Genomic DNA, 2,015 nt, shown 5'->3' on the forward strand with positions numbered 1-2,015 from the left:
GTGACAGGATCGTCGTACATGGCGCTGAAATCGAGGTCCTGGCGAACATAGACAAATATCCGCTCGCCTTGCGGTACGCTGATCGTTGGCGGGATCCTGAGGTTTTCGGCAAGGACCGTGTTCGCCATGTCGCTGAAGGTCTGCGCGATCGTTTCTCGCGCCAGTTCAGCACCTCTTTCGGCGTCATCGTTTCCGGAGCTGGAGTCGCTACCGTATCCGGTTAGATAGCTTGCACCGCCTCCGACGATCGACAGCAAGATTGATGCGCCAAAGCGCTCACGAAACTTGTTGTCGACATGACCCGTCAGGCCCGATCGTCCGAGGCTGTCCGTGCCGATGGAGTTCAAGCGCACCGACACGCCGTCATCCCGGATCAACCTCGTCCACACGACAAAGACCCGCTTCTGCCCCCGCGTAACTTCGGACTGATATTCCCCGATCAGGCGTGTTCCTGTTGGGATCAGGACGCGCCGCCCATCGAAGGAGTAGACATCCTTGGATGTGATGGCCCGGACTTGGCCCGGAAGGTCGCTGACGATCGCCGTTTCCAAGATGCCGGGGATCAGCGTGCCCTCTGGGATCATGGCGTCGATGCGCTCAATCTGCCGGGCTTTGGCGGAACGGTCACCGATAGCACTCGCTGAGGACAGGTACTGGCTGTTGCGATCCTCGCCAGCGACGGTCAAAGGCGTGCCGCCGTTCGAGCCATCGAGCGAACCATTCGCGGATCCTCCCAGGTTCTGGTCAAGCGTGATTAGCTTTGACCGAAATCGCTCCGGAAATACCTCGTCGGCGGGCGGGGGCGCGCTCGCCGGTTGAGCTACTTCGGGCGGGGGAGGCACGTTGAATTCAGTGACGTCCACCGGCGGAGCTGGCGGAGGTGGAAGTTCCAAGACAGGCTGTTCGGGTGGTGGGGGAGTGGGTTCTCCATCGCGCACGAAACCGGGCGGCCGGAAGGTCGTGGTACGGAACTCCTCCTCACTTTGCGGGCTTTCCGGCGGGCTTTCTCCGGACGTGGCGAGCACCAGGTACGCGGCGAAGACGCCAGCCAGCAAAAGGGCGGCCATGCCGACCGTTTGATTGCGCTTCACGTTTCGATTGCTGATTTCGGCCTCGTCGGCCGCCGCCATTGCGTCGAGTTCAGGGCTGCGCTTCATTAGTTGCCGCTCCTCCTGCGTTTGCTGGCATCAGGATCCGGCTTCGGAGCCAAGATGTCAGGATCAGGTGCTGCAAAGTCCGGCTTGCGGAGGTTGAAAATGCACGTCCACTGGTTTCCGTCCCGGAGCGTGTATTGCGTGGCTACGCCGTCAACGACGATGTATTCGCCTTCCTTGCGGAAGTTTCGCAGGGTCTCGGAGAAGTCGGATTGAACGGCAAAAATGGCCGGCACGGTCCCTCTGCCGAACTTGAAAAAGGTCTTCTTTCCGTCATCGAAGACCATTGTCGGCTTCAGCGCCGCGTCGCCCGAGAAAGAGTAGTCAATATTGACGTTCGCTTTGTCGATGCTCGAAATGTTCGGGTTAGCTGCCCGAAACTCAGCCTCCTTCCGCAGAGACTCGTTCAGGTTCTTCTCGGGATAAACGAAGCGAATGCNGCTTCAGCGCCGCGTCGCCCGAGAAAGAGTAGTCAATATTGACGTTCGCTTTGTCGATGCTCGAAATGTTCGGGTTAGCTGCCCGAAACTCAGCCTCCTTCCGCAGAGACTCGTTCAGGTTCTTCTCGGGATAAACGAAGCGAATGCCGAAGACCTTTTTCCCTGCTTCCGGTGCATAGTCGTTGAGCTCAAGGAAGTAGATCCTCTTTGAGGTCACCACGTTCATGTTTGTGGAAACGTCCTTGGCTATCGGCTTGACGAAAAGGATGTTGCCCTTTTCGGACGGGGCAACCTGCCAACTGTCGGTGTCGCCAAGCGAGATCGTCTCAAACTTCTCATCTTCGTCGAAGATGATCATCGTTGAGATGCCGTAGGTCGCAGACACCTTCACGACGTTGTTCGGCTGATAGACGACACTGGT

Annotated in this window: 1 protein-coding gene and 2 pseudogenes; all 3 read right to left on the reverse strand. The window is 58.3% G+C overall.

Going from position 1 to position 2,015, the window contains the following annotated elements:
- On the reverse strand, window positions 1–1,157 hold a 1,157-nt coding region (virB10, locus tag ACM6UT_RS23210; protein ID WP_416799632.1), incomplete at its 3' end, for a type IV secretion system protein VirB10.
- A pseudogene (locus ACM6UT_RS23215) lies at window positions 1,157–1,591 on the reverse strand (TrbG/VirB9 family P-type conjugative transfer protein); the annotation flags it as partial. The gene virB10 and the pseudogene ACM6UT_RS23215, both read right to left, overlap by 1 nt.
- Window positions 1,592–1,598: 7 nt before the next feature.
- Window positions 1,599–2,015, reverse strand: a pseudogene (locus ACM6UT_RS23220) (TrbG/VirB9 family P-type conjugative transfer protein); the annotation flags it as partial.

Source organism: Ciceribacter azotifigens, assembly GCF_048159625.1.
Taxonomy (GTDB): domain Bacteria; phylum Pseudomonadota; class Alphaproteobacteria; order Rhizobiales; family Rhizobiaceae; genus Allorhizobium; species Allorhizobium azotifigens.